The following is a 19,101-nucleotide window of genomic DNA, read 5'->3' on the forward strand; positions in this document are numbered from 1 at the left end:
CTCCCTTCAGGTTGAAGCCGCACTTCGTGCACGTGGACGCCGTTTCCGAGTTTTGCGTCCCACAATTCGGACAGAACACGCACCACCTCCGGATGGGGGGTTCGCTGCTACTACGGATGCCGCGCCCTGCGCGCGTCGCAATGGGCGCGGAGGGTAGTTGAAGCGCCTTCCGGTTCTCAAGCGAAAGACGAAAAGCGCCACGGACGACGCCCGAGGCTACGCTTTCCTCGACAGAAAACCCAGGGAGTTCTTGCAGATCGGCGGCGCAGCGCACGCGCTCACCCGGGTGCGCCTCCTCTCCAGGAAAAGCGCGCGCTGGGCAAAGGCCGCCCTGGAACCTCCGGATTCAACCGGTCAATTCACGGCACCAGCCACCAAGGGGCTTGACGGCAGATGGTCCTTGAACTTCGGGGCCGTCGCGGCGCGCAGGTGGAGCGGGGGCCCGGGGGTGTGGACCGGCGCGTGTGCCGGAGCGCCGGGCGCCGGAGCACCCCCGCACCCGGTTTCTGGGTCGACCCGCGCTTTTCTGTTATTCGCCGGAGGTTTCCCCCCGGCGTGCCTTGACATCCGCCACCGTCGCTCACTAGCGTGCCCGCGCCTCGGGAACGGCTCCGTACGACGGATAACCGAATACCCGGCCGCCGGTGCGCGGGGCTGACCGCCTCCGGCGGGCGCCTCCACACAGGGGGCGCACGAGGGTGCGCCCGGCTCTGCCGGGCGAGCCCCTCGTTGGATGGGGACCCGCGTCGCGGAGTCCCGACTCCATGCCGAAGCGGGCGCGCAGCCAGACGCGGCGCGCCCAGGGAGCCAGCGGACCGTGCCAGCAGCCGACATGACGCATGAATTTGCACTGAGCGCCGAGCGAAGGACCGAGTTCGAGAACATCCTCGCGCGCTATCCGAACCGCCAGGCCGCGTGCATCCCGGTGCTCCACCTCTGCCAGAGCCAGGAGGGGTGGGTCTCCGAGCGGGTGATCCGCTGGGTCGCCGAGCAGCTCGGCCTCTCGGCGGCGCACGTACAGGGCGTCGCGACCTTCTACACGCTCTTCAACAAGGAGCCCGTGGGCAAGCACCAGGTCTGGGTCTGCCGGACGCTGAGCTGCGCCCTGAACGGCGCGGACGCGGTGCTGCACCACTGCGAGAAGCGGCTCGGGATCCGCGCGGGCGAGACCACGAAGGACGGGAAGGTCACGCTGCGCACGGCGGAGTGCCTCGCCTCGTGCGGCACCGCCCCGATGATGCAGGTCGATCGCGACTACCACGAGGGGCTCACCCTCGAGAAGGTCGACGCGATCCTCGATCGGTTGACGAGGTGACGAGATGCTGCGGCTGACGCGCTACCTGACCAGGAACTACGACACGCCCGACGGCCACAAGCTCTCGGTCTACGAGAAGGGGGGCGGCTACCAGCAGGCGAAGCGCGCCCTCGGGATGACGCGCGAGGCGCTCGTCGAGGAGATGAAGGCGGCCAACATCCGCGGCCGCGGCGGCGCCGGCTTCGCCATGGGCGTGAAGTGGAGCTTCATGCCGTGGCCGCCGAAGCCCGAGCGGCCGCACTACCTCGTCATCAACGCGGACGAGGGCGAGCCCGGCACCTTCAAGGACCGCACGCTGATGGAGAAGAACCCCCACGCGGTCGTCGAGGGGTGCATCATCGGCTGCTTCGGGATCGGCGCCCACGCCGCGTACATCTACGTGCGCGACGAGCTGCACTTCTCGAAGGCCCGGCTCTGGGGCGCCATCGAGGAGGCGCGCGCGAAGGGCTACCTCGGCAAGCGCCCGTTCGGGATCGACTACCCCGTCGAGGTCTACGTCCACACGGGGGCCGGCGCGTACATCTGCGGCGAGGAGACGTCGCTCCTCAACTCGCTCGAGGGCAAGCGCGGCGAGCCGCGGCTCAAGCCGCCGTTCCCCGCCCAGTTCGGCGCGTTCGGGATGCCGACGACGGTGAACAACCTGGAGACGATCGCCGCGGTGCCGACCGCGCTCGAGCTCGGCGGCGAGAGCTTCTCGAAGCTCTCGGCGCTGCACCACCTGAAGGACGGCGGCGTCCGGCTCTTCGGCGTGAGCGGCCACGTCAACAACCCGGGCATCTGGGAGGCGGCCGTCGGGCTCACGCTCCGCGAGCTCATCTACGACCTCGGCGGCGGCGTGAAGCACGGCAAGCTCCTCGGCGTCATCCCGGGCGGCTCGTCGTGCCCGATCCTGCGCGCCGACGAGGTGGTGAACGCGCCGAGCGAGAAGTCGCCGCTCCACCCGTGGCACGGCCAGAGCGTGCTCGACGTGCCGCTCGGCGTGGACACGTTCCGCGCGCTCGGGACGATGCTCGGGACCTGCTGCGCCATCGTGCTCAGCGACAAGGCGTGCCCGGTGCTCGCCATGCACAACCTGATGCGCTTCTACCGCCACGAGTCGTGCGGCCAGTGCACGCCGTGCCGCGAGGGCAGCGCGTGGATCCACCGGATCCTCGACCGCGTGGTGCACGGGGAGGGGACGATCGAGGAGCTCGATCGGCTCCACGAGATCGCCGACAACATCATGGGCAACACCATCTGCGCCTTCGGCGAGGGCACGGCGATGCCCGCGCTCGGCTTCCTGCGCAAGTTCCGCAAAGAGCTCGAGGCGTACATACAGACCAAGGGGCGATCGTCGACAGGGGTGCTCTCGCCGTGAAAATCTTCGAATTCGGCTTCTTCGCTCTCGCGTCGCTGCTCGTCCTCCTGGGCGGCCTGGCCACGGTCGCGGCCAGGAACCCCATCCGCAGCGCGATGGGCCTGCTCACGACGATCTTCGGCATCGCGGGCCTCTACCTGATGCTGTCCGCGGAGTTCCTCGCCGCGATCCAGATCCTCGTGTACGCGGGCGCGGTCGTCGTCCTCTTCCTCTTCGTGATCATGCTCCTCGGCCCGTCGGCGACGTCGCCGCGCGACGCCCGCACCGCGGTGCCGCGCTACATCGGCGCCGGCGTCTTCGTTGCGGGCAGCCTCGGCGCGCTCGCCCTCGTCGCGAGCGCCTCGAAGCCCGGCGCCGCGGCCGTGCCGCCCGCCCCGGAGTCGCTCGGGACCATCGACGCGCTCGGGCACGAGCTGTTCACGAAGGGCATCGTGCCGTTCGAGCTCTCGGGGGCGCTGCTCCTCGTCGCGGTCATCGGCGCCGTCGCCGTCGCCCGCGGCCGGCAGGTCGACCCCACGCTCCTCCCCGCCAGCGCCGGCTCGCCGGACCCGCGTGATCAGGTCCCGGCCCGGGACGCCGCCACGCCGGACCCGCAGCCCGGCGCCCTCACCGGCCACTTCACCATGTCGACGAAGGAATCCAAGTCGTGATCTCCGTCCCCATCGAGTACTACCTCGTCGTCGCGGCGGTGCTGTTCGTGATCGGGTCGGCCGGGTTCCTGCTGCGCAGGAACCTCCTGGTCCTCCTGATGAGCATCGAGCTGATGCTCAACGCCGTGAACCTCACGCTCGTCGCGTACAACCGGATGCACCCGCACGATCACGCCGGGCAAATCTTCACTTTCTTCGTCATCGCCATCGCGGCGGCGGAAGCCGCCGTGGGGCTCGCGATCGTGCTCGCGTTCTACCGCGTCCGGAAGACGATGCGCTCGGACGACGCCGATCTCCTGAGGAGTTAGCGTGGAAGCCCTGAGAGTCTTATTCCCCGCGTCGGAGTTCGCGCTGCTCGCCGTCGTGCTCGGCCTGCCGGCGCTCGGCGCGTTCGTGAACGGCCTCTTCGGCAAGCGCCTCGGCAAGGACGCGGTCCGGCTGATGGCGCTCGCCGCGCTCGGCGGCGCCTTCCTGGCGAGCGTCGTGACCTTCCTCCTGCTGCCGCACGACGGCGGCAAGCTGAGCTGGACGGCGTGGCACTGGTTCTCGATCACCGGCCGGATGGGCCAGTCGATCCCGATCGACGTCGCCTTCAGCGTCGACGGCCTGAGCGCCACGATGATGCTCGTCGTCACCGGCGTCGGCTTCCTCATCCACCTGTACTCGTCCGAGTACATGCGCGAGGACCCGGGCTACTACCGGTTCTTCGCCTACCTGAACCTGTTCTGCTTCTCGATGCTCGTGCTGATCATGGCCGACAACCTCCCCGTCCTCTTCGTGGGGTGGGAGGGCGTCGGAATGTGCAGCTACCTGCTCATCGGCTTCTGGTTCAAGGAGGACAAGAACGCGACCGCCGGCAAGAAGGCGTTCGTCGTCAACCGCATCGGCGACTTCGGCCTCCTCGTCGCGATGGCCATGCTCGCCTACTACGGCGGCACGCTCACGTTCGACGGCATCGCGGCGAACGCGAACAGCCTGCTCACGGCGGTGAAGGTCTGGCCGATCGGCAACATGTCGGCCGCGACGGTGCCCGGGTTCCTGGAGTTCCTCGTCCCGGCGCAGCCCGTGCTCGTGTACGCCTCGACCCTGGTCGGGCTCGCGCTGTTCCTCGGCTGCGCCGGCAAGAGCGCGCAGATCCCGCTCTACGTCTGGCTGCCCGACGCGATGGCCGGCCCCACCCCCGTCTCGGCCCTCATCCACGCCGCGACGATGGTGACCGCCGGCGTCTACCTCGTGGCGCGGCTCGCGGCCGTGTTCGTGCTGTCGCCGTTCGCGATGGCGGTGGTCGCGGTGGTGGGCGTGCTGACGGCGCTGTTCGCGGCCTCGATCGGGCTGTTCCAGCACGATCTGAAGAAGGTCCTCGCCTACTCCACCGTGAGCCAGCTCGGGTTCATGTTCATCGGCGTGGGCGTCGGGGCGTTCGCCGCCGGCTTCTTCCACGTCTTCACGCACGCCTTCTTCAAGGCCTGCCTCTTCCTCGGCGCCGGCTCGGTGATCCACGCGATGCACGCCCGCATCCACGACACCGACCAGTCGCAGGACATGCGGAACATGGGCGGCCTGCGGAGGTTCATGCCGCTGACGCACCTGACGTTCCTGCTCGCCTGCTGCTCGATCGCCGGCTTCCCCTTCTCCGCCGGGTTCTGGTCGAAGGACGAGATCCTGTGGCGCGCCTTCTCCGGCAAGGTCGCCGCGGTCGCGGCGCGCGGGCAGGCGGCGTGGCAGTGGCCCGACTGGCTCGGCCCGGCGATCTACTGGGCCGGCATCGCGGCCGCGACCATGACCGCGTTCTACATGTTCCGCGCCTACTTCATGACGTTCCACGGCGAGTTCCGCGGCTGGACGATCGTGCGCGGCTGGAAGGACCCGAACCCCCACGGCCACCACGATCATCACCACGGCCACGGCGAGAAGCTCGAGGGCCCCGAGCCGCACGAGTCGCCGCTGCCGATGACGATCCCGCTGCTCGTGCTCGCGGCGTTCTCGGTCTTCGCCGGCTTCCTCATGGCGGAGCCGCTCGTGCACCTGACCCACAACCACGCGTTCGCGCCGCTCGCCCACCTGCTCGAGCCGGTCTTCGCGGGCGCATCGAGCGCGATCCAGGCGCGCGAGGGCACCGAGGGGCTGCTCTTCCCGATGATGCTCCCCGGCGTCGGCGCGTTCCTGGCCGGCACCGGCGCGGCGATGTTCGTGTACTGGAACCGCCGCGGCGAGCCCGAGAAGAGCTTCGCCGAGCGGTTCCCGGGGCTCCACCGGCTCATCTACGACAAGTGGCGGATCGACGAGCTCTACGACGCCACGGTCGTGGGCATGGTCGACGCGCTGGCCGATATCTTCACGACGGCCGACAAGTGGATCATCGATGGCGTCCTCGCGAAGCTCTCCGCGGCGCTGGTCGGCTTCTTCGGCACGGTGCTGCGCGCGCTCCAGACGGGCCGCGTGCAGGTCTACGCCGCGTCGATCGTCGTCGGCCTCGTCGCCACGGGCTGGTTCTTGGTCCGGCCGCACGCCGACGCGACCGTCGACGACGCGGCGCTGCGGCGGTCCGGTGAGGTGACGCTCACGGCGGCGCCGGGGCTCGGCTACCGGTACCGCTGGGAGGCGCCCGGGGTGCCGGCGAGCGACTTCTCCGAGGACAACGAGCTCACGCTGAAGCTCGAGCCCGGCGAGAAGAAGGACGTCGTGCTCCGCGTGCGCAACGCGTTCGATCGCGAGGCGACCGAGACCTTCTCCTTCGTGCGGCCGACGGGCCGTGGATTCCCGACGGGCCCGACCTCCATGGTGACCCCGAACGTGCCCAGGCTCCCCGCGGGGGCGACCCCGGCGGAGCCGACCCAGGACATGATCAAGCCGGAAGGCCTGCAATGAGCGCGCTCGACCTCGTAACTCAGAACTGGCCGGCGCTCGCCGCCGGCGTCGCCGGGGCGCTCCTCCCGCGGGGCACGGACAGCGCCCAGGCGAGCGACGTGGACCACCACGCGGGCGGCGACGACCACCACGCGGGCGGCGACGACCACCACGCGGGCGGCGATGATCACGGGGAGGCCCACGCCGGCGAGGCCGCGGGCTCCGCGTGGACCCCGTGGCAGCGGTTCGGCCTCGGGCTCATCGCCGCGCTCACCGTCCTCGGCGTGCAGTGGCTCTGGCCGTCCGGCGCCGCCGCGGCCGCGTCCGCGGACGGGGAGTGGTCGTCGCTGCTCGACCTGCTCATCGCCCTGCCGTTCGTGGGCGCCGCGGCGGTGCTGTTCGTGCCGCGGCAGATGCTCTCGCTGCTCCGGGGCTTCACGCTGGCCGTGCTCGGCGTGGGCTTCGTGGCGTCGCTCTGGCTGCTCAGCGTGCCGATGACGCCGGGCTGGCACTTCCAGTCGATCAAGGAGTGGATCCCGTCGCTCGGCATCCGGTGGCACGTCGCGATCGACGGCATCAGCCTCTGGCTGGTCCTGCTCACGACGTTCATCGCGCCCATCGCGGCGTACGCGTCGTTCAGCTCGATCAAGACCCGGATCAAGGAGCTCTGCTTCTGCTTCCTGCTCCTCCAGGGGGCGATGCTCGGCGCCTTCCTTGCGCTCGACCTCTTCCTGTTCTTCGTCTTCTGGGAGCTGATGCTGGTGCCGATGTTCGTGATGATCGGCATCTGGGGCGGCGTCGAGAAGATCAAGGCCGCGGTCAAGCTGTTCATCTACACGATGACGGGCTCGATGCTGATGCTGGCCGGCATCGTGTACCTCGTGTGGGCGAACCAGAAGCTCACGGGCGCGTACACGTTCGACTACCTCGCGCTCTCGCGCGTGGTGCTGCCGCGCGACACCCAGATGCTCCTCTTCTGGGCGTTCTCGCTCGCGTTCTTCATCAAGGTGCCGATGTGGCCGGTGCACACCTGGCTGCCGGACGCCCACGTGCAGGCGCCGACCGGCGGCTCGGTCATCCTGGCCGCGGTGATGCTGAAGATCGGGACGTACGCGTACATGCGCTTCTCGATGGGCCTCTTCCCCGGCCCGGCGTCGAGCCTCGCGGCCAACCTGGCGGGCATCGCGATCCTCGGCGGCGTGCTCTACGGCGCGCTCGTCGCCTGGAAGCAGGCCGACGTGAAGCGGCTCGTGGCGTACTCGTCGGTCGCCCACCTGGGCTACGTGATGCTGGGGCTCTTCGGCGTCACGCCGAGCGGGATGCAGGGCGCGGTGCTCCAGATGGTGAACCACGGCATCTCGACCGGCGCGCTCTTCCTCCTGGTCGGCGTCATCTACGACCGCCGCCACACCCGCCTGGTCTCCGAGTTCGGCGGCCTGGCCAAGGTGATGCCGGTCTACGCGACGCTCTTCCTGATCGTGACGTTCGCCTCCGTCGGCGTGCCCGGCACGAACGGCTTCATCGGCGAGTTCATGATCATCACCGGGACCTACGTCTCCGAGCGCCTCGGGACGTTCAGCGGGCTCCACACCGTGGGCGCCGCCGCGGGCGTCATCCTCGCCGCCGTCTACATGCTGAGCGTCGTGCAGAAGATGTTCTTCGGCCCGCTCACGAACCCGAAGAACAAGCACCTGCCCGACGTCACGCCCCGCGAGGCGCTCGCGCTCGCGCCCCTCGTGCTGATGATCTTCGTGATCGGCCTGTTCCCAGCGATCTTCCTCGATCGGATGAAGGAGTCGGTCCTGTCTACGTACAACCAGTTCAAGGTCGTCTCCGGTCAGGCGATCCTCTTCGCGGACGAACGGGACGCGAAGCTCCTGCCCGAGGACACGTTCTCCCCTGCGTTCCTCAAGGGGGCGCCCGCGCTGCGGCCCAGCGGGGGCGCGCCGGAGGGCGGCGCAGGGCAGGGCGATGAGGAGGCCCGGGCCCCGCGGCGGGCGGGGGGCGCGCTCGCGGCGCGCGGCGAGGAGGCGGGGCGATGAGCTACGGACCGTTCCTCGCGGCGTCGCCGCTGCTCGTCGTCTCGCTCGGCGGCATGCTGCTCATGCTCGCGGAGGCGTTCTCGCGCCGCCGTGAGGAGTCGCACGACCGCAAGTCCGGCCCCTCGTCGGACATCGCGCTCGGGACCGCGATCACGCTCCTCGCCGGGGCGGTGTTCGCGGCCGCGGTCGGGTTCGTCGGCCCCGAGACGCTGGACGGGGTCGACGCGCTCGCCCCGTACCTGATCATCGACCGCTTCACGCTGTTCTTCTCCTTCATGCTCTGCCTGAGCGGCGCCCTCGCGGCGCTGCTCGCGGGGGGGTACCTCCCGGAGCACCGGCTCGACCGCGGCGAGTTCTATCCGCTCCTGACCTTCTCGACCGTCGGCGCGATCATCCTCGCCGGGGCGGGGGATCTGCTGACGCTCTTTCTCGGCCTGGAGACGATGTCGCTCGGGGCGTACGCGCTGACCGGCTTCCGCCGCACGTCGCCGCGGAGCGCCGAGGCGGCGATCAAGTACTTCCTGCTCGGCTCGTTCGCGGCGGCGCTCCTTCTCTACGGCGGCGCGCTGATCTACGGGGCGACGGGGCACACCGATCTCGCCGGGATCCGCGACGCCATCGCCGGCGCGAAGGGGGCCAGCGCGCCGAACCCGGCGCTCCTGCTCATCGGGGTGGCGCTGATCCTCGTCGGGCTCGCGTTCAAGGTGAGCGCGGTGCCGTTCCACATGTGGACGCCCGACGCGTACGAGGGCGCCCCGACCCCGACCACCACGTTCATGGCGGTCGCGGTGAAGGGCGCGGCGTTCGCGACGCTCCTCCGCGTGCTGCTCGGCGCGTTCAGCGATCCGGCGCTCGCGTCGTGGGCGGCGGGCTGGCCGCCGGCCGTGGCGGTGATGGCGCTGCTCACGATGACGGTCGCGAACCTCATCGCGGGCCGGCAGGACTCGGTGAAGCGGATGCTCGCCTACTCGAGCATCGCCCACGCCGGCTACCTGCTCGTCGGGGTCGCGGCGACGGTGCGCGCGAGCGAGGACGCGCAGGCGAGCGTGATGTTCTACCTGCTCGTCTACACGGTCTCGACGGTCGGCGCCTTCGGCACGCTCATCCTGTGCGGCAGCCGCGGCGCCGAGGCGGTGAGCTACGAGGACCTCGCCGGCATCGGCAAGCGGCACCCCGTGGCCGCGCTCGCCTTCTCGCTGTTCCTGCTCTCGCTCGCCGGCGTCCCGCCGACGGCCGGCTTCTTCGGCAAGCTTTACATCGTCAAGGCGGCGATGGGCGCCGAGCTGTACGCGCTGTCGGTGGCGCTGCTCCTCAACAGCGTGCTGTCGGCCTACTACTACCTGCGGGTGCTCGTGTTCATGTACATGCGCGAGCCGGCGCCCGGCGCGCCGATCGCCCGGCCCATGCGCTCGGGCTACGTCAACGCGGCCCTGGTCGTGTCCGCGGCGCTCGTGATGGTCCTCGGCATCTGGCCGACGACCTCCCTCGGGATCGCCGTCCGCGCGGTCCTCGCCTCGCTCTAGGAGCGCCGAACAGGCGCTCCAGACCCCCCACACGACAGCTCCGTCCCCGGTTGCACGGGGACACCATCCGGGCCGGTCCCCGGCCGGCTCCGCTGCGCGGTGGGTTGATTGCCCGCAGCGTCACGTGATCTCCTCCCGCCTTGTGGCGGCGCTCACCTCGGGGGCGTCCCGCCGCCAACTCGATTGACGCCGTCGGCGCCGCCGTTTTCTGCGCGCCGCGCTCCGTCGTGCGGATCGCGCGCGGCTCGCAAGTTGCTAAAGTCGGCGCCGATGCGAATTGGCGAGACGATTCTGGCGAATGCGGGCGCTGGGTGGGTGCGGGCGGCGGGCCTCGCGCTGCTCGGGGCCGTCGGGTGTCAGGGCGGCAGCGGGGCAGGGAGCTCGCCGGCGGGGAGCGCGGCGACCGTGGGGAGCGCCGCGCCGGCGGGGAGCGCGGCGCCGGCAGCGAGCGCGCCCGCGGCGGCGAGCGCCCAGGCCGAGCCGCAGCGAGTGCCCCAGATCTCGCTGACGTCGGAGGACGTCCTGAAGGTGATGAACCCGAAGAAGCAGCCGCCGCACAGCGGGCCCACGGGGACGTTGCGGGGCCGGGTCACGATCGTGGGGGATCCGCCGCCCGACACGGGGCTCAGCTTCCCGGTCGGCAAGTGCGGCGAGGCCGCGGCCACCTACGGGAGGCTGTTCCGGGTCGGCCAGAACAACGGGCTCGCCGACGCGCTCGTCACCGTCGTCAACTACGACGGCTACGTGCCCGAGCGCGAGGAGACCGAAAAGGTGACCATCCACGGGTGCGCGTTCTCGAGCCGGACCGTGGCCGTGTCGTACGGGCAGCGGGTCGAGGTCGCGAACCTCGACCGGCTCGAGCCGTACATGCCGAACCTCGACGGCGCCCCCTTCACGGCGGTCATGGTCGCCATGCCGCAGGGCGACCCGGTGACGTTCACCCCGCTGCAGCCGGGCTACTACCAGCTCACGGACAAGCTCGCGAAGCCGTTCCTCAAGGCGGACGTCTTCGTGCTCAAGTACGCGACGCACGACGTGACCGATCTCGACGGGCGGTACGAGATCAAGGGCATCCCGGTGGGCAAGGTGTTCTCGGCCGCCCTCCTGCCGGCGCTCGGCCAGGACTCGAAGAAGCAGATCGAGATCAAGGAGGGCGACAACACGCTCGACTTCGAGCTTCGCTTCGATCTCGAGAAGCACAACGCAAAGAAGCGCGTCAAGGGCGATCCGGCGTCGCCGTGAGCCCCCCCGGGCCCGGGTTCAGGGCGCGGCCGGCGGGCGCCCGGCGAGCTCGCGCCGGACGCGCCGCTCGACCTCCTGAGAGAGCGGATCCGGCGCGCCGGCCGCGGGCACCGCCGGCAGCGGGCCCAGCCACGCGAGCGCGGCGTCGCCGCCGACCCGCCGGGAGAGCAGCTCGGCGAAGAGCAGCCGGGCGAGCGGCGAGGGGGGCACCGTGGGGCCGCTGCCCGCCGCGGGCGAGTGGAGCGCGTCGCACGCGCGGGCCAGCGTCGCCTCGTCGCCGATCAGGTCGGCCGCCACGGCGAGCGCCACGAGGGCCGAGGCGCTCGCCGGGTCCGCGCCCGAGACGAGCTCGGCCTGCTCGTGGGCCTCGCGGGCGCGGCCGAGGGCGGCCGCGCGCACCGCGACCTCGGCGGGGGGCAGCCCCGCGTCGCGCGCCAGGCGCCGCGCGCGGCGGAGCTGCCCCGACTGGAGCGCCCGGTCGAGCTCGGCCAGCAGCGGCCGCGAGGGCGAAGGGAGCGCGGCGGCGCGCCTCGATGGAGCGAGCTCGAGCAGGCGCCGCGACGCCTGCTCGGCCGCCGGACGATCTGCGGCCGCCACGGCGACGGCGTGGAGCGCCCGCCAGGCGTCCACGGACCGGGGGCGGCGCACGAGGAGCGCCCGCAACGCGCGGCGCGCGTCGTCCGTCCGGCCGAGCCGCCGGAGGATCTCGGCCCGGAGCAGGAGGCCGTCGTCGCGGTCGGGATCGAGCGCGACCGCCCGGTCGATGCGGCCGAGCGCGGCCTCCAGGCGGCCGGCCGCGAGATCGCAGCGCGCCTGCTCCCGGTGGGCCGGCTCGTACTCGGGATCGATCGCGCGGGCGCGCTCGAACGCGTCGGCCGCGGCCTCCCCGCGGCCGAGGCGGCAGCGGACGGCCCCGACGCGGGTCCAGATGTCCGCGCTCTCGGGGTCGCTGTCCTCTGCCCGCTCGTACGAAAGGAGGGCCAGCTCGAGATCGCCGCGCGCCTCGGCCTCGGCGCCGATGGCGTAGAGCGCGTAGGCGTGCGGGGAGATGAAGCGGCCCTCGACGATCAAGCCGTCCACCGAGCGCGCGACCGTGGGCGCGCCGCAGCCCTGCGCGGTCGCGAGCAGCGCGAGCAGCGCGCCCGCGCGCGGCAGGGCGGCGCGCGCGCCGCGACGGCGCGGCAGGGCGGCGATCTCGCGGCGAGCTCGCGGCGGCGGGGCTACGCGCACGCGGCCATCTCGGCGAGGAGGCGATCGTTCTCCTCCCGGAGGCCGACGGTGATGCGCAGCCTCCGGGCGAGGCGCCCGCCCGCCGCGTGGAAGCTGCGCACGAGGACGCCGCGCGCGGCGAGCGCCTCGAACACCTCGCCGGCAGGGCGCCGCGTCCCGACCCACAGGAAGTTGGCGTGGCTCGGCGCGACCTCGAGCCCGAGCCCGGCGAGCTCGCGCGCGAGCCGCTCGCGCTCGCTCACCACGGTCGCCGCCGCGCTGCGGAGCTCGCCGTCGAGCTCGCGCAGCGCGAAGGCCGCGGCGCGCTGCGACGGGACGGGGACGTTGTAGGGCTGGCGGACCTTGTCGAGCTCGGCCACGAGCTCCCGGGCGCCGACGAGCCAGCCGACGCGCAGCGACGCGAGGCCGATCTTCGACAGCGTCCGCAGCACGGCGACGTTCGGGTACGTGCGCCGCAGGGCGAGCTGATCGTGCGGCGCGAAATCGATGTACGCCTCGTCGACGATCACCAGCGCGTCCTGCGCCGCGGCGAGGACCGCCTCGAGCCGGTCCCGCGACATGAGGGCGCCCGTCGGGTTGTTCGGCGAGGCGATGAAGACCACGTTGGGGCGGGCGAGCTCGACGGCGCGCACGAGGCCCGCGACGTCGAGATCCCAGCTCGGGTCGAGCGGGACCTCGACGGCGCGGAGGCCCCGCGCGCGCGCGCTCAGCCGGTACATGACGAAGGTGGGGGTGACCGTCACGACGCTCGCCGCGGGCGCGCCCGGCCGCGGGCGGCTGAGCGCGGTGAGCAAGGTCGCGATCACCTCGTCGGAGCCTGCGCCCGCGAGGATCTCGTCGGGCTCGGCGCCGCAGCGCGCGGCGATGGCCTCGCGGAGCTCGAGCATGCGCGCGTCGGGGTAGCGGCCCCAGTCCTCGGGCGCCACGGCGCGCGCGAGCGCGGCCCGCGCCTCGGCCGAGAGCAGCGGCGGGCTCTCGTTCGCGTCGAGGCGCACGGCGAACTGACCGGCGACGGGGGTGTAGGCGTGGAGCTCGGCGAGCTCCGGGCGGAGGAGCGCAGGGAGGAAGTCGGGCGGCGGCATCGGTTCGGTCCGCGTCCGTCGCGGGCGCGGGGGGTTCGGGGAGCGGTATACTACCAGGCGACCCCCGAGGCGGTGGCCGACGTGCTGGAGAGGGGCGATCAGGCCGGAACGACGGGCGGGGCACGTCGCGTGACCAGCAGGCAGGAGCGGGCGCCCATCGTGCGGAACACACTCAGGCGGGCTCGCGAGAGACCGGCGTGCGCCTCACGCGCGTCGTCCGCGCGTCAGCGCGCGACGAGGCGCATCGCCGGGCGGCCCTGCTCGGCCTCGAGCTCTTCGAGCTCGAACGCCCTCTCGACGTCGAGCTCCTCGAGCTCGCGCTGCGTGCTCTCGCCGTTGTCGAGGTCGTCGAGCTCGCGCATGAACCGATCGATCTCCGCGCACGTCGACGGCGAGTCGACCGGCGTCATCGACTGCTCGTGCATGAGCTGGATGAGCTCCAGGATGGTGGCGAGCTTCTGCGAGACGACCTCCAGCCCCTCGCGCGTCTGGCTCCAGCACTCGGCGCGCCGGTAGGCGATCGAGAGCCGCCGCTCGGATAGACCGCGCGTCCGCCCCGCGGACGTGTTCCGGACCGCCTCGAGCGAGCGGATCGTCTCCATGAGCTCGGTATGGTTCGTCATCGCGAGCGACTCCTGGCCGGCCCGGTGCGCGATCGCGAGGCGGATGTAGCTCATGAGGAGGTGGCTCAGCCCGAAGCCGTCGTCGAGCAGCATCGGGACGGCGCCGCCGCGCCGCCGGATGTTCTCGCGGGTCCGCTCGATCAGCCGATCGAGCCTCGCCAGCTCCTGCTGGTGCCGGATGTCCATCTGCCGGATGAGCGACTCCCGCGCCCTCGCCCAGGACGCCCGATCGATCTCGTCGAGCTGCGCGTCGATGCGCTGGCGGAAGTAGCCGCGCCACGGGACGATGCACAGGATCGCGAGCTCCGCCCCGAGGCCGAGCAGCAGGAGGAGCGGGCTCCAGCCGATGAAGCTCAGGAGGAGCGCGCTGCCCACGACGAGCAGGTTGTACGGGTGGACCAGCACGCGCCCCAGGTAGGTGCGCGCGGTGCGCCGCCGCACGGGTGCGACCTGGACGCCGAACGCGGCCAGCGTCGCCCGCGACTCGGCCATGCTCGCGGCAAGCACATCCTCCAACCGGCAAAGCTCTCGATCGCACCTCGTCATGGAGCCCCCCTTCTCACCTGGTCCTCTGGTCCTCGTGCCACCTCGCCCCGTTCACCACCCCCTGCGGCGGGAAACAGCCGGTCAGCCGATGCCCGCGCACCGCCCCGGCGCCCCGGCGCCCTGTGAACGCAGCTCACGCTCGCGGAGCTCACGCCGGCGGCGGCCAGTCCGGCGGAGCCCGCCTCGGAGGACCCGGAGCCCGCCGCGCTCATCGGCCGCCCATGCGGTAAATCCGCGGAAATTTGGGTTTTCCTGACGGCATGACGGCGTCGCGCGCTCCATGAAGTTCGTGCCTTCCATGCTCTTCGCATCTCAAAAACCCCGCGGACACCCGCGGTGCGGCGCCGAGGCGCAGCGTCGCGATGGATCCCGGAGCGAGCAGAGCGGGCGCCGTGCCAAGCGCCGCGGCACCGCGCGGCGCACGCCCGGCGGGGGGGCGCGTTCAGGTGTGGGGCGGACGGTCGGCGTCCAGCGCGTGGACGCCGGGGGCGCCGAGCGACATCGGCTCGCGCTCCATGCCGGACGCGCGCGCGGCCGCGAGGAACGCCGCCGAGGGCGGCGCGCCGCCGACGAAGAGGGCGACGTCGCCGCCGCCGGCGCCGCTCGGCGCGAGCACGGCGCCCTCGGCGGCCGCGGCGCGGCGCAGGCGCCTGAGCTCGGGGGTGACGATCGGCGCGCCGGCGCGGTCGCCGAGCTCGGCGAGGGCGTCGACCTGGCCGTCCAGCGCGGCCATGAACGCGCGGACGTCCATGGCCAGGACGGCGGCGCGCGCGCACGCGGCGGCCGCGCCGAGCAGCGCGGCGTGCGCCTCGGGCTCGCGCGCGGCGAGCGCGCGCACGCGCTCGAGCATGGCGCTCGTGCGCGCCGCCTGGGCGCTGGCGAGCACCTCGATCGCGAGGCCGCCCGGCAGCGCGTGCGGCGCGACCGCGAGCTCGCCGCCCGGCCCGAGCCGGCAGCAGACCACGCCGCCGTGGACGCTCGCCGCGACGTCGATGCCGCTGCCGCCGCCCTGCGCCCGCCGGTGCGCCGCGAGCGCCTGGAGGAAGATCGCGCGCGTGTCCCACGCGGGCGCCGCGCGGCGGCTCGCCGCTCCTGCCGCGGCGCCCGCGGCCGTCGCCGCGGCACCGGCGGCCGCCGCCGCGGCGCGCGCCGCGAGCGTCGCGACGAGGATGGCCGCGCTCGAGCCGAGGCCGAGCTTGCGGCTCGCGCCGGCCAGCGCGGCCGGCGCGCCGCCGGCGGCCGCCGGCTCCGTCGACCGGAGCGCGGACGCGTCGAACCACACCGCCCGGTCGAGCGCGCCGGCGTCGATCGCCGCCTGGACCTCCTCGGTGACGCGCTCGGCGGGGCGCGCCGGATCGGCGATCACGTACCGGTCGACCGCGGCCACGAGCGCGGGCGCGCCCTCGAGCACGGCGTACGCGCCCGAGAGGACCAGCTTGCCAGGCGCCCGGACGATCACGCGCCCGCGCTCCGGTCCGCGGCGCCCCCGGCCGCCGGCGGCGCGCCGGCCGCGCTGGCCGGCGCGAGGCGGGCGGCGCCGCCGGGGACGGCCGAGATCGTGCGGAGCACGCCGGGGACGGCGAGCAGCGCCCGCTCGACCGCGCCCTGCGCCTCGGGCGTCGTGAAGACCTTCACGTGCGGCCCGGCGTCGATGGTGAAGAACGCCGGCGCGCCCTCGCCGCGGAGCCGCCGCACCGCGGCGAGCACCTCGACGGTGGCGCCGGTCCAGTAGAGCAGCCCCGGCGCGGCGGCGATGCTCGAGGCGTGCATGCGGAGGGCGCTCGCCTCGGCCGCGGCGCCGAGGGCCGCGAAATCGCGGGCGAGGACCGCCGCGCGCACCTCCTCGAACAGCGCCGGCGCGGCGTCGACCCAGGCGGGGAAGTACGGGCTCGTCGCCGCCGTGTGCCGCATGCCGTCGCTGGAGCCCACGTCCTTCGGCCCCTCGCGGGTCACGGCGATCACGACCGCGAGCGGCCAGTGGTCCTCCGGCGCCAGCGGCGTCGCCGCGAGCGCCTCGTCCCCGGGGCGCCCGGCGCGGAGCTCGACGAAGCCGCCGAACGCGGAGCGCGCGGCGGAGACCGACGTCTTCCTGGCGAGATCGCTCACCTGGGCCGGCGCGGTGGGCAGGCCCGCGGCGGCGCTGGCCGCGAGCGCGAGCGCGGCGAACGCCGACGCGCTGGAGGCGAGCCCCGCCGCGGTGGGGAAGTCGTTCCGGCTGACCACGCGGGCGCGCTCGCGCCGCCCCGACGCGGCGCGGACCCGGTCGAGGAGCCCGGCCACGCGGCGCGTGGCCTCGGCGCCCTCCGGCAGCGCCGCGCCGCCGAGGTGGAGCTCGTCGCGCTCGAGCGACGCGTCGAAGGCGACCTCCGTCGTCGTCGCCATGCCGGCGAGCGTCACCGAGAGGCTCGGGACCGCGGGCAGGTTGTGTCCGTAGGCCCGTTTGCCCCAGTACTTTGCGAGGGCGATGTTCGGGTGGGCGATCGCCGTCGCCCGGCTCACGACGCTCATGCGTGCTTCTCTGGCTCCGTCGTCGAAAGGCCCCCCTTGACCCTGGTCACGAAGCCGCTGTACCCCGCGTCGCGCCAGGCGGCGAGCACGCGCTCCGCCGCGCCGGGCGCGCCGTCGTCGCCCGGCTCGGGCGGCGGGAGCAGCGCGAGGACCGAGCCGCCGCCGCCGGCGCCGGTGAGCTTGGCGCCGAGCGCGCCGGCCTCGCGGGCGAGCTGGCAGAGCGCCTCGATCGCCTCGGTCGAGACGAACATCCCGGCGAGGAGCATCTGGTTCAGGTCCATCAGCCGGCCGAGCCCGACGACATCGCCGGCCTGGATCGCGAGCGCGGCGTTCTCGACGAGCGCGGTGATGCCGGCGATGGAGCGCTCGGCCAGGGCGGGCTTGCGCTCGAAGAGCCGCGCCACGAGCTCGACCATGCTCCGCGTGGACGACGGCGTCCCCGTCGAGCCCACGCAGAGCCAGAGGTCGTCGCGCGGGACGACGGGGGTCGCGCCGTGCGCCCGGGTGTAGCGGAAGCACCCGCCGAGGGCCGCCGCGGTGGTGTCGATGCCCGACGGGTTGCCGTGGAACACCCGCTCCCAGGCGGCGGCCGCCGCGAGCACGCGCTCCGCCGGGCCGGCGTGGGTGGCCCGGGCGGGCTCCGTCGGCGCGGGCTCACCCGGGGGCGCGGGCTCGCCCAGGGGCGTGAGCGCGGAGATCGCCCGCGCGATCGCGACGCCGAGCGCCGCCGAGCTCCCGAGGCCGCCGCCGGGCGGCAGATCGCTCTCCGCCTCGACGCGGGCCGGGCTCGCGCCGGGGAGCTCCGCGAGCAGCGCCGCGAACGCCTCCGCGACGTCGCCGCCGGCCGGCAGCGGGCCGTCCTCGCGCCCGCCCAGCCAGAGCGCGCTCGCGCCGGCGGCGCGGGTGGCCCGGGCGCGGGCGCCGCGCTCGATGCCGGCGGCGAGCGCCGGCGCCCCGTACACGACCGCGTGCTCGCCGAGCAGGATGACCTTGCCCGAGGCGGCGCCGAGCGCCTCCGTCATGCGCCCGTCCACCGGAGCGCGCTCGCCGCGCCGCACAGGATCTGCCGGGCCCGCTCGATCACGGGCAGCGAGCGGCCGAGGACCTCGGCCTCGCCGCACAGGGCCGACAGCCGCGCCTCGACCGCGCCCCGCGCGCCACACGCCTCGAGCGCCCGGGCGGCGTCCGCCACGGCCTCGTCGCTCGCGTCCTTCCGGCCGAGCACGCGCTCCAGCGCGCTCCGCCCCGCGGCGTCGAGGCGCCCCTCGGCCGACGCGAGCACCGCGGTGCGCTTGCCAGCGCGCAGATCGTTGCCGACCGGCTTGCCCGTGGCGGCGGCGCTCCCGAAGGTGCCGAGCAGGTCGTCGCGCAGCTGGAAGGCAACGCCGACCGGCTCGGCGAACCGCTCGAGCGCGGCCACGGTCTCGGCCGGCGCGCCGGCCAGCGTGGCACCGAGCGCGAGCGGGCCGCGCACCGTGTAGCTGCCGGTCTTGAGCGCGTGCATCTGCTCGACGTCCTCGGCCCGGCCGACCACGTCGAGGTGCTGCCCGATCACGACGTCCTCGTGCATCTTGCAGAACCTCCGCACGGCCGCGAGCGTCCTGTCCGGGGGCGCCGCGGCGGCCGCGAGCGTGCTCAGCGCGAAGCCCCAGGTGAGATCGCCGGCGAGGATCGCGGAAGAGGCGCCGAGGTGCGCGTCGCCGAGCACCTCGGTCAGCCCGACGTGCACGGTGCGGCCGCCCCGCCGGACGGCATCGCCGTCGATCCAGTCGTCCTGGATGAGCAGGTAGGTCTGGAGCAGCTCGAGCGCGACGCCGGCGTCGATCGCGGGCGCGAGCGGCGCGTCGGGCGCGACGCCCTGGTAGGCGGCGACGAGCAGCCCGGCGCGGAAGCGCTTGCCGCCCCGCAGGGTCAGGCTCCTGGCCTCCATGGCCATCGCCGCGACCTCGCGGCCGTAGCGCTCCACGTCGCTCACCTTGTCGCGCCAGCGCCGCTCGAGGGCGGCTTCGATCTCGGGGCGGATCGACGACAGGAAGTCGAGGAACAGCCGCGCGCCTGGGTCCGCGGTCCCTTCGAGCGTCCGATCGCCGGCCTGCGGGGCGCGCGCTGCGTCCTTCGTGTGCGCTGTCATGGAGT

15 protein-coding genes and 1 pseudogene are annotated in these 19,101 nt (G+C 73.4%); 8 read left to right on the top strand and 8 right to left on the bottom strand.

What is annotated here, in order from left to right; genetic code table 11:
* Positions 1–13: 13 nt before the first annotated feature.
* Positions 14–274: pseudogene (locus tag WMF31_RS17250) on the bottom strand (zinc ribbon domain-containing protein); the annotation flags it as partial.
* A 558-nt stretch (positions 275–832) separates the two neighbouring features.
* On the opposite strand from WMF31_RS17250, the gene nuoE reads away from it, so the two are divergent.
* The 8 genes from nuoE to WMF31_RS17290 all read left to right on the top strand — a co-directional run bounded on the left by nuoE (position 833) and on the right by WMF31_RS17290 (position 10,976).
* The gene (gene nuoE / locus WMF31_RS17255) at positions 833–1,315 is read left to right on the top strand and encodes an NADH-quinone oxidoreductase subunit NuoE (RefSeq protein ID WP_129348607.1); all 483 of its coding nucleotides are present in this window, start codon (positions 833–835) and stop codon (positions 1,313–1,315) included.
* A gap of 4 nt (positions 1,316–1,319) precedes the next feature.
* Positions 1,320–2,672 (top strand): NADH-quinone oxidoreductase subunit NuoF, encoded by a 1,353-nt coding sequence (nuoF, locus tag WMF31_RS17260; RefSeq protein ID WP_436602993.1) that lies wholly within the window; start codon positions 1,320–1,322, stop codon positions 2,670–2,672.
* Entirely contained in the window at positions 2,669–3,322 is a 654-nt protein-coding gene (locus WMF31_RS17265) for an NADH-quinone oxidoreductase subunit J family protein (protein WP_436602994.1), read from the top strand. Before nuoF ends, WMF31_RS17265 begins: the two co-directional genes overlap by 4 nt.
* Entirely contained in the window at positions 3,319–3,630 is a 312-nt protein-coding gene (nuoK, locus tag WMF31_RS17270) for an NADH-quinone oxidoreductase subunit NuoK (protein WP_436602995.1), read from the top strand. Before WMF31_RS17265 ends, nuoK begins: the two co-directional genes overlap by 4 nt.
* A gap of 1 nt (position 3,631) precedes the next feature.
* A complete protein-coding gene (nuoL, locus tag WMF31_RS17275; protein ID WP_436602996.1) occupies positions 3,632–6,190 on the top strand; it encodes an NADH-quinone oxidoreductase subunit L in 2,559 nt (852 codons plus the stop codon).
* Positions 6,187–8,211, top strand: a complete 2,025-nt coding sequence (locus WMF31_RS17280) for a complex I subunit 4 family protein (protein WP_436602997.1) — start codon at positions 6,187–6,189, stop codon at positions 8,209–8,211. The genes nuoL and WMF31_RS17280 overlap by 4 nt, the downstream gene beginning before the upstream one ends.
* Entirely contained in the window at positions 8,208–9,734 is a 1,527-nt protein-coding gene (locus tag WMF31_RS17285; protein ID WP_436602998.1) for an NADH-quinone oxidoreductase subunit N, read from the top strand. Before WMF31_RS17280 ends, WMF31_RS17285 begins: the two co-directional genes overlap by 4 nt.
* Positions 9,735–10,004: 270 nt before the next feature.
* Entirely contained in the window at positions 10,005–10,976 is a 972-nt protein-coding gene (locus tag WMF31_RS17290) for a hypothetical protein (RefSeq protein ID WP_436602999.1), read from the top strand.
* 18 nt (positions 10,977–10,994) lie between these two features.
* Here the strand turns inward: WMF31_RS17290 and WMF31_RS17295 are convergent, their stop codons facing one another.
* The 7 genes from WMF31_RS17295 to WMF31_RS17325 form a co-directional block, all read right to left on the bottom strand.
* Positions 10,995–12,206, bottom strand: a complete 1,212-nt coding sequence (locus WMF31_RS17295; protein ID WP_436603000.1) for a tetratricopeptide repeat protein — start codon at positions 12,204–12,206, stop codon at positions 10,995–10,997.
* Entirely contained in the window at positions 12,197–13,288 is a 1,092-nt protein-coding gene (gene hisC / locus WMF31_RS17300; protein ID WP_436603001.1) for a histidinol-phosphate transaminase, read from the bottom strand. The genes WMF31_RS17295 and hisC overlap by 10 nt, the downstream gene beginning before the upstream one ends.
* A 224-nt stretch (positions 13,289–13,512) precedes the next feature.
* Complete coding sequence (locus tag WMF31_RS17305; RefSeq protein ID WP_242516604.1) at positions 13,513–14,418, bottom strand: hypothetical protein; 906 nt, start codon at positions 14,416–14,418, stop codon at positions 13,513–13,515.
* 481 nt (positions 14,419–14,899) lie between these two features.
* Positions 14,900–15,916, bottom strand: a complete 1,017-nt coding sequence (locus WMF31_RS17310; RefSeq protein WP_436603002.1) for a hypothetical protein — start codon at positions 15,914–15,916, stop codon at positions 14,900–14,902.
* Positions 15,913–16,965 carry a diphosphomevalonate decarboxylase gene (gene mvaD / locus WMF31_RS17315; protein ID WP_436603003.1) on the bottom strand — a complete coding sequence of 351 codons (1,053 nt, stop codon included), beginning with the start codon at positions 16,963–16,965 and terminating at the stop codon, positions 15,913–15,915. The genes WMF31_RS17310 and mvaD overlap by 4 nt, the downstream gene beginning before the upstream one ends.
* On the bottom strand, positions 16,962–17,987 hold the full coding sequence (gene mvk / locus WMF31_RS17320; RefSeq protein WP_436603004.1) for a mevalonate kinase: 1,026 nt from the start codon (positions 17,985–17,987) through the stop codon (positions 16,962–16,964). Before mvk ends, mvaD begins: the two co-directional genes overlap by 4 nt.
* Entirely contained in the window at positions 17,984–19,096 is a 1,113-nt protein-coding gene (locus WMF31_RS17325; protein WP_436603005.1) for a polyprenyl synthetase family protein, read from the bottom strand. Before WMF31_RS17325 ends, mvk begins: the two co-directional genes overlap by 4 nt.
* Between the last annotated feature and the right edge of the window lie 5 nt (positions 19,097–19,101).

The sequence above is a fragment of the Sorangium sp. So ce1036 genome, assembly GCF_051369805.1.
Classification (GTDB): domain Bacteria; phylum Myxococcota_A; class Polyangia; order Polyangiales; family Polyangiaceae; genus Sorangium; species Sorangium cellulosum_F.

What these genes read in the sequence shown, in the direction of transcription:
- WMF31_RS17280 (WP_436602997.1), top strand. Translation starts at nt 6,187, where the DNA reads ATGAGCGCGCTCGACCTCGTAACTCAGAACTGGCCGGCGCTCGCCGCC.
- nuoE (WP_129348607.1), top strand. Translation starts at nt 833, where the DNA reads ATGACGCATGAATTTGCACTGAGCGCCGAGCGAAGGACCGAGTTCGAG.
- nuoF (WP_436602993.1), top strand. Translation starts at nt 1,320, where the DNA reads ATGCTGCGGCTGACGCGCTACCTGACCAGGAACTACGACACGCCCGAC.
- WMF31_RS17325 (WP_436603005.1), bottom strand. Translation starts at nt 19,096, where the DNA reads ATGACAGCGCACACGAAGGACGCAGCGCGCGCCCCGCAGGCCGGCGAT.
- WMF31_RS17290 (WP_436602999.1), top strand. Translation starts at nt 10,005, where the DNA reads ATGCGAATTGGCGAGACGATTCTGGCGAATGCGGGCGCTGGGTGGGTG.
- mvk (WP_436603004.1), bottom strand. Translation starts at nt 17,987, where the DNA reads ATGACGGAGGCGCTCGGCGCCGCCTCGGGCAAGGTCATCCTGCTCGGC.
- WMF31_RS17285 (WP_436602998.1), top strand. Translation starts at nt 8,208, where the DNA reads ATGAGCTACGGACCGTTCCTCGCGGCGTCGCCGCTGCTCGTCGTCTCG.
- mvaD (WP_436603003.1), bottom strand. Translation starts at nt 16,965, where the DNA reads ATGAGCGTCGTGAGCCGGGCGACGGCGATCGCCCACCCGAACATCGCC.
- hisC (WP_436603001.1), bottom strand. Translation starts at nt 13,288, where the DNA reads ATGCCGCCGCCCGACTTCCTCCCTGCGCTCCTCCGCCCGGAGCTCGCC.